The following is a 6749-nucleotide window of genomic DNA, read 5'->3' on the forward strand; positions in this document are numbered from 1 at the left end:
GGGGTGCGGGGAACGGTCCCCGCACCCCGCGACGGCTCAGACCCCGGCCTGCTGCATCAGGGTGCCGCGCCGCAGGTAGACGAACCAGGTCACCGCGACGCAGACGACGTAGAAGGCGCAGAAGGCCCCCAACGCGGTCTCGACGCCGCCGGTCGCGCTGTAGGACTCGGAGATGACCCGTGGGATGAACACCGCGCCCAGCGCGCCGACCGCGGAGATGATGCCCACCGCGGCTGCGGTGTCCCGCCGGGCGCGGTACATCGTCTGCGCCGCGGTCTCACCCGTGCTGCTGGCGGCGGCCTCGGCCCGGTAGATGATCGGGATCATCCGGTAGGTCGAGCCGTTGGTCAGGCCGACGATGCCGAACAGCACCAGGAAGCTGAGCAGGAACCCGGTGAAGCTGCCGGCGTTCACGAACGCGATGGCCACGCCGATGGCCAGTGCCTGACCGACGAAGGTCACCACGGTGACCCGCGCCCCGCCCACCCGGTCGGCCAGCAGCCCGCCCAGCGGCCGGGTGAGCGAGCCGACCAGCGGGCCGAGGAAGGCGTACTGGTACGTGTTCGCCGCGAACTCGTTGGCCAGCACCAGCGGGAAGGCGCCGGAGAAGCCGATGAACGAGCCGAAGGCACCGATGTAGAGCAGGGACATGAGCCAGGTCTGCTTCCGTCGGGCGATCGCCGCCTGCGCCCCGATGTTGGCCTTCGCACCCGAGAGGTTGTGCATCCCGAACCAGGCACCCGCGATCGCCAGGAAGATGAACGGGACCCAGATCAGCGCCACGTTCTGCACGTAGCGATCGGCGCCGTCGTCGGTGGTGCCGGTGACCCCGCCGACGACGGCGAGCGCGCCCGCCCCGGCGGCCAGCGGGCCGACCAGCTGGATGATCGCCACCCCGATGTTCCCGCCGGCGGCGTTCAGCCCGAGGGCGAACCCCTTCTCCTTGTCCGGGTAGAAGAAGGAGATGTTGGCCATCGAGGAGGCGAAGTTGCCGCCGCCGAACCCGCAGGTGACCGCGGTGAGCACCCAGAACCAGTAGGGCTGGTCGGTGGTGGCCGCGACCACCAGGAGGGTGACCGGGACCAGCAGCAGTGCGGCGCTGACCACGGTCCAGTTCCGGCCACCGAACAGCGCCGGCATGAACGTGTAGGGCACCCGCATGATCGCCCCGACCAGCCCGGCGGTGGAGACCAGCCAGAACAGCTGATTGCTGCTGAAGCCGTAACCGATGGAGGCCAGTACGGCGGTGGAGATGCTGAACAGCTGCCACACGCTGAAGCCGACGTTCTCGGCGAACACCGACCAGACGAGGTTCCGGCGGGCGACGGGCCTGCCCTGCGGGGAGGCCCAGAAGGCCGGGTCCTCGGGGTCGTAGTGGTCGATCCACCTGCCGCCGACCCGGGTCACCGGGCCGCTGCCGGCCGGGGGTGCGGGGGCGGCCGCGGCGGCGACGCCGGCGCGGTCGAGTTGGGTGTCGGTCATGGCGTCATCCCCTGGGTGCAGAGCCGGACGGCGGCTGGTCCGCTGACCGGCGAGGTCGGCACCGACGCTAGGAACCGGCGGTTTCCGTCCAGGCGCAGCGGCGTGACCGGTGCGGAACATGCGCCGCACGCCGACCGTCCGGTCGTGGTGAGACCGGGCCTGGCCCGAGACGGCGACGGCGGCCTCCCCCGGCGCAGGGGGAGGCCGCCGTCCGGCTGGCGGTGGGGGCGCTGGTCAGCGCGTCCCGACGGGGGTGGTGTCGGCCGGCACGGCCACCTCGCGGGGGACGCTGCCGGGCATCAGCGGCTTGCGCGTGGCGCCGGTGCGGGCGTGCGTGGCGTAGAGCGTGAGCCCGACGAAGGCGAGCCCGCCGACCAGGTTGCCGATGACGGTCGGGATCTCGTTCCAGACCAGGTAGTCACCGACCGAGAAGTCCCCGCCCAGCAGGAGACCGGAGGGGAACAGGAACATGTTCACGATCGAGTGCTCGAACCCCATGTAGAAGAAGAGCATCACCGGCATCCACATCCCGATGACCTTGCCGGAGACCGAGGTCGACATCATCGCCGCGACCACGCCGGTGGAGACCATCCAGTTGCACAGCACGCCGCGGAGGAACAGCGTCAGCATCCCGGCCGCGCCGTACTCGGCGTAGCCGACCGTGCGGCCCTCGCCGATCGTGCCGATCGCCTGGCCCACCTCGTTCGGCGGGATCGAGAAGCCGTAGGTGAAGATCACCGCCATCATCACCGCGACGGTGAAGGCGCCGGCGAAGTTGCCGGTGAACACCAGGCCCCAGTTGCGCAGCATGCCGCGCACGGTCACCCCCGGCCGCTTGTCGAACAGCGCGAGCGGCACCAGCGTGAAGACGCCGGTGAGCAGGTCGAAGCCGAGCAGGTAGAGCAGGCAGAACCCGACGGGGAACAGCAGCGCGCCGAGGATCGGCTGGCCGGTCTGCACGGTGACGGTGACGGCGAACGCGGCGGCCAGGGCGAGGATCGCACCGGCCATGAACGCGCGGATCAGGGTGTCGCGGGTGGACATGAAGACCTTCGCCTCGCCGGCGTCGATCATCTTGGTGACGAAGTCCTTGGGTGCCACGTAGGACATGCGGGTGCTCCTCGGCTGAGCAGGTGTGGGGGAGAGGGGTGGCGCTCAGTGCGCCGGGGTCACCAGCGGTAGTCCAGGAACTTGCCGTCGAGGGTGATGACCACCCGGTCGCCGTCGGGGTCGGGCCGGCGGGCGATGTCGACGCGGAAGTTGATCGCGCTCATGATCCCGTCGCCGAACTCCTCGTGGATCAGCTCCTTCAACGCCGGGCCGTAGACCGACAGCGCCTCGGTGAGCCGGTAGATCGTGGGGTCGGCCAGCCGGGCCGGGTCGGTGCCGCGGGACGGCTGCAGCTGCAGGCTCTCCACCACCGTCTCGTCCAGCCCCAGCAGCTTGGCGGCCAGCTCGGCCTGCTGCTGGCTCATCGGGTGCTGCCCGAGCAGCGCGGCGGTGGTCCACACCACCGGTGCGCCGATCTCCTCGGCGAGCTGGGCCCAGGTCAGGCCGCGGCGGATCCGCGCGGCCACCACCAGGTCGGCGGCGTCGGACTTGGACAGGATCGGGGTCATCGCGCTCCTCGTGGAACCGGTGGCGGTGGCCACCGCGGACGGGATGCGCTGACGCTAGGAACGGGGCGTTTCCGCAGCGGCGCGCTGCGATGACCGCTGCGGAACAGTCACCTCACACCGGCTGGACGCCTGCTGTGAGGTGCCGTGCGGCCCTCCTGCAGGGTCCCGGTGCGAGCTCGCGAGCGTCGGGGGGCAGGAGGGTCCTTCGTCAGACCGCGAGGCGGTAGCCCCGCTTGACCACGGTCTCCACGACCGGGGCCCCGAGCGCCGCCCGCAGCCGGGTCACCGCCATCTCGACCGCATGCGCGTCGCCGCCGCCGGAGAGCTCGGCCAGCAGGTCGGGGCGGGAGACGACGACCCCGGGCCGCCGGGCCAGCGCCCGGAGCACCGCCATCGGGCCCGGGGGGAGCTCCACCAGTCGGCCGTCGAGCACCGCGGCGTGCCCCCGCACCTGGAGGGTGTGCGCTCCGGAGGTGAGCACCGGGTGCCGGGCCGGGAGCTGGGCGACCACCTCGCGGGCCAGCGCACCGAGCCGGGCCCGGGTGGGCTGCACCGAGCGGATCCCGGCGGCGTCCAGCGGCCCGGCGGTGACCGGCCCGACCGCGACCGGCAGGACGGCGTCGGCGAAGGCGGCGAGCACCCCGGCCCGCACGCCCTCGTCGGCCGCCACCTGCAGCAGGCTCGCTGCGGCCGGTGCGCTGGTGAAGGTGACGGCGTCGACCCCGCGGGCGGCGATGGCGGTGACCAGCCGGCGCAGCGGCGCGGTGTCCTCGGGCAGCACCCAGCGGTAGACCGGCACGCGCACCACCTCGGCGCCGGCCCGCTCCAGACCGGCCACCAGCTCCGGCAGTGGGTCGCCGTGCAGCTGGACGGCGATCCGGCGTCCCGGCAGCGGGCCCTCGGCGCCCGAGAGCAGGTGCTCGAGCACCTCGGCGGAGCTCTCCGACTCCGGTGACCAGGCGTCGACCAGCCCGGCGCCGCGGATGGCGCCGCGGGCCTTCGGGCCGCGGGCGAGCACCCGGGCGCCCAGCAGGTGCTCGCGCAGCGGCAGGTCCCAGGCGTCGGCGGCCTCGAGCCACCCCCGGAAACCCACTCCGGTGGTCGCCACCACCAGGTCCACCGGCCGGGCCAGCACCTCTTCCGTGGCGGAGACCAGGTCGGCGTCGTCGGACAGCGGCACGATCCGGATCGCCGGGGCGTAGACCACCCGGGCACCGCGGCGGTCCAGCAGGGCGCCGAGCTCCTCACTTCGCCGGGCCGCGGTCACCGCGACCGTGTAGCCGGCCAGCGGCAGCAGCTCCTGGACCACGGCGTCGTCCTGCGGGGGGTGGTCGAGCGGGCTCTCGGTCACACCCCCATGGTGCGCGTTCGGATGTTCCATCCGTGTGACACGGAACCCCACCGGTACCGAACGGGAGCGGCGCGGTGCCCGCCCGGCGGTGCAGGATGGAGCCGTGCCCGACACCCCTGGACCCGACGCCGACGCGCCCGCTCCGGTCACCGCCGTCCCGCGCCGGTTGCGCCTGGTCACCGCGGTGGCCGCCGCCGGGCTCGTCGGGGTCATGGTGGTGGTCGCCGTCCTGCTGAAGGAGTCCTCGACCGGCGTCGTCGCCTTCCAGACCGCCGACCAGCTGGCCATGGTCGGGCTGGGCCTCGCGCTCGGCGCGGGGGTGCTGGTGCTGGGCCGGTCCCGGGTGCACGCGGACGCCGAGGGCATCCGGGTGCGCAACATGCTCATCGAGCACCAGCTGCCGTGGGACGCGGTGCGGGCCATCCGGTTCGACGAGCACTCGCCCTGGGCCAGCCTGCTGCTGACCAACGGCGACGAGCTGGGCGTGACCGCGGTCCAGGCGACCGACGGCGCCCGCGCGGTGGTCGCCGTCCGGGGGTTGCGGGCGCTGCTGGCCGCCCACCAGGCGCAGCACGCCACGCCGGCTCCAGACCTGCTCTACCCCTGGGAATGACGGCGCCCCCCGGAACGCTGTAAGGTGGGTGCGCCTCCCCCCGCTACATCGAGGCGCGTGAACCACGGTGGCCGAGACCCAGCGTCCCGGCCACTGACCAAAGAGGAGCCCGCTCCCACCTGGCGCCGTCACAGGCACCCAGGTCCCCGGATCACGCAGGTCGGCTCTGGCCGTCCCGCGTGAACCGCACGAGCACCCCCGCCCCGGGGTGTCCCGTGTGGCGACCGGCGAGTGGGCCCCGCGAGCAGCAGCTCGCGGGGCCTTTGTCGTCCGGCGCCTGGGTGGGCCAGCGAACTCCTCCCCGCAGCAGCAGAGGAGAGGCCATCACCGAGCCCCGCATCAACGACCGTATCCGCGTCCCCGAGGTCCGCCTGGTCGGTCCCGAGGGCGAGCAGGTCGGCATCGTGCCGATCGGCGAGGCGCTGCGCCTGGCGCAGGACAGTGAGCTCGACCTGGTCGAGGTCGCCCCCATGGCCCGGCCGCCCGTCGTCAAGCTCATGGACTACGGCAAGTTCAAGTACGAGACCGCGCAGAAGGCCCGCGAGGCCCGGCGCAACCAGGCGCTCACCGTCATCAAGGAGATGCGGCTGCGCCTGAAGATCGACCCGCACGACTACGAGACCAAGAAGGGCCACGTCGAGCGCTTCCTCAAGGGCGGCGACAAGGTCAAGATCACCGTGATGTTCCGCGGTCGCGAGCAGTCCCGCCCGGAGATGGGCTACAAGCTGCTGCAGCGACTGGCCGGCGACGTCGCCGACCTCGGGGTGGTGGAGTCCAACCCCAAGCAGGACGGCCGGAACATGGTCATGGTGATCGCACCGCACCGGAACCAGGCGGCGACGGACACGGCGCGGCGCACCGCGAAGGCGGAGAAGCAGGCGGCCAACGACGCGACCGCGGAGCAGGCGCCCCCGGCCTGATGCCGGCCGGGCACCACACCGACGCACTCGCGCCGGGCAGCAACTGCTGCCCGGCGCCGGGCAGACACGAACAGGACGTCTAGAGATGCCGAAGAACAAGACCCACAAGGGCGCCGCCAAGCGGATCCGCGTCACGGGCACCGGGAAGCTGGTGGCCGAGCACCAGAACAACCAGCACAAGTTCGAGCACAAGTCGGGCTCCCGGAAGCGCCGCATCAGCGGCACCGGTGTGCTGTCCCCGGCCGACACCAGCCGGATGAAGAAGCTGCTCGGTCGCTGACCGCCCCCTCCGTAACCAGAAGACAGGAGCTCTCACGTGGCACGCGTGAAGCGGGCGGTCAACGCCCAGAAGAAGCGTCGTACGACCCTCGAGGCGGCCAGCGGGTACCGCGGCCAGCGGTCGCGGCTCTACCGCAAGGCCAAGGAGCAGATCCTCCACTCGGCCACCTACAACTACCGCGACCGCAAGGTCCGCAAGGGTGACTTCCGCAAGCTGTGGATCACCCGGATCAACGCCGCGGCGCGCCAGAACGACATGACCTACAACCGGTTCATGCAGGGCCTCAAGCTCGCCGGCATCGACCTGGACCGCCGCGTCCTGGCCGAGCTCGCCGTCTCCGAGCCGGCCGCGTTCGCCACGCTGGTGGAGTCCGCCCGGGCCGCGCTCGCCGCGAACCCCGAGGCGACCGGCGCCGCTGCGGCTGCCTGAGCCGCACCGCACCACCTCGCGACGCCGTCGTGAGCGGGTCATTCGACCCGCTCAC

8 protein-coding genes are annotated in these 6749 nt (G+C 72.5%); 4 read left to right on the forward strand and 4 right to left on the reverse strand.

What is annotated here, in order from left to right:
- Nucleotides 1-36 precede the first annotated feature (36 nt).
- From ACI79Y_RS19455 to ACI79Y_RS19470, 4 genes are all read right to left on the reverse strand, one after another.
- Nucleotides 37-1482, reverse strand: a complete 1446-nt coding sequence (locus tag ACI79Y_RS19455; protein ID WP_457160072.1) for an MFS transporter — start codon at nucleotides 1480-1482, stop codon at nucleotides 37-39.
- A 234-nt stretch (nucleotides 1483-1716) separates the two neighbouring features.
- Entirely contained in the window at nucleotides 1717-2592 is an 876-nt protein-coding gene (locus ACI79Y_RS19460) for a formate/nitrite transporter family protein (RefSeq protein WP_457160073.1), read from the reverse strand.
- 59 nt (nucleotides 2593-2651) lie between these two features.
- Nucleotides 2652-3101, reverse strand: a complete 450-nt coding sequence (gene cynS / locus ACI79Y_RS19465) for a cyanase (protein ID WP_457084667.1) — start codon at nucleotides 3099-3101, stop codon at nucleotides 2652-2654.
- Nucleotides 3102-3309: 208 nt separating this feature from the next.
- On the reverse strand, nucleotides 3310-4452 hold the full coding sequence (locus tag ACI79Y_RS19470) for a uroporphyrinogen-III synthase (protein WP_457160074.1): 1143 nt from the start codon (nucleotides 4450-4452) through the stop codon (nucleotides 3310-3312).
- A gap of 103 nt (nucleotides 4453-4555) precedes the next feature.
- On the opposite strand from ACI79Y_RS19470, the gene ACI79Y_RS19475 reads away from it, so the two are divergent.
- From ACI79Y_RS19475 to rplT, 4 genes are all read left to right on the forward strand, one after another.
- Nucleotides 4556-5065, forward strand: coding sequence for a PH domain-containing protein (locus tag ACI79Y_RS19475; protein WP_457160075.1), 510 nt, complete (start codon nucleotides 4556-4558; stop codon nucleotides 5063-5065).
- A 281-nt stretch (nucleotides 5066-5346) separates the two neighbouring features.
- The gene (gene infC, locus ACI79Y_RS19480) at nucleotides 5347-5985 is read left to right on the forward strand and encodes a translation initiation factor IF-3 (protein WP_457084670.1); all 639 of its coding nucleotides are present in this window, start codon (nucleotides 5347-5349) and stop codon (nucleotides 5983-5985) included.
- An 85-nt stretch (nucleotides 5986-6070) separates the two neighbouring features.
- Entirely contained in the window at nucleotides 6071-6265 is a 195-nt protein-coding gene (rpmI, locus tag ACI79Y_RS19485) for a 50S ribosomal protein L35 (protein ID WP_457160076.1), read from the forward strand.
- Nucleotides 6266-6301: 36 nt separating this feature from the next.
- Nucleotides 6302-6694 carry a 50S ribosomal protein L20 gene (rplT, locus tag ACI79Y_RS19490; RefSeq protein WP_457141845.1) on the forward strand — a complete coding sequence of 131 codons (393 nt, stop codon included), beginning with the start codon at nucleotides 6302-6304 and terminating at the stop codon, nucleotides 6692-6694.
- Nucleotides 6695-6749: the final 55 nt, after the last annotated feature.

Source organism: Modestobacter sp. SYSU DS0875 (genome assembly GCF_054050915.1).

What these genes read in the sequence shown, in the direction of transcription:
- ACI79Y_RS19455 (WP_457160072.1), bottom strand. Translation starts at nt 1,482, where the DNA reads ATGACCGACACCCAACTCGACCGCGCCGGCGTCGCCGCCGCGGCCGCC.
- ACI79Y_RS19460 (WP_457160073.1), bottom strand. Translation starts at nt 2,592, where the DNA reads ATGTCCTACGTGGCACCCAAGGACTTCGTCACCAAGATGATCGACGCC.
- cynS (WP_457084667.1), bottom strand. Translation starts at nt 3,101, where the DNA reads ATGACCCCGATCCTGTCCAAGTCCGACGCCGCCGACCTGGTGGTGGCC.
- rpmI (WP_457160076.1), top strand. Translation starts at nt 6,071, where the DNA reads ATGCCGAAGAACAAGACCCACAAGGGCGCCGCCAAGCGGATCCGCGTC.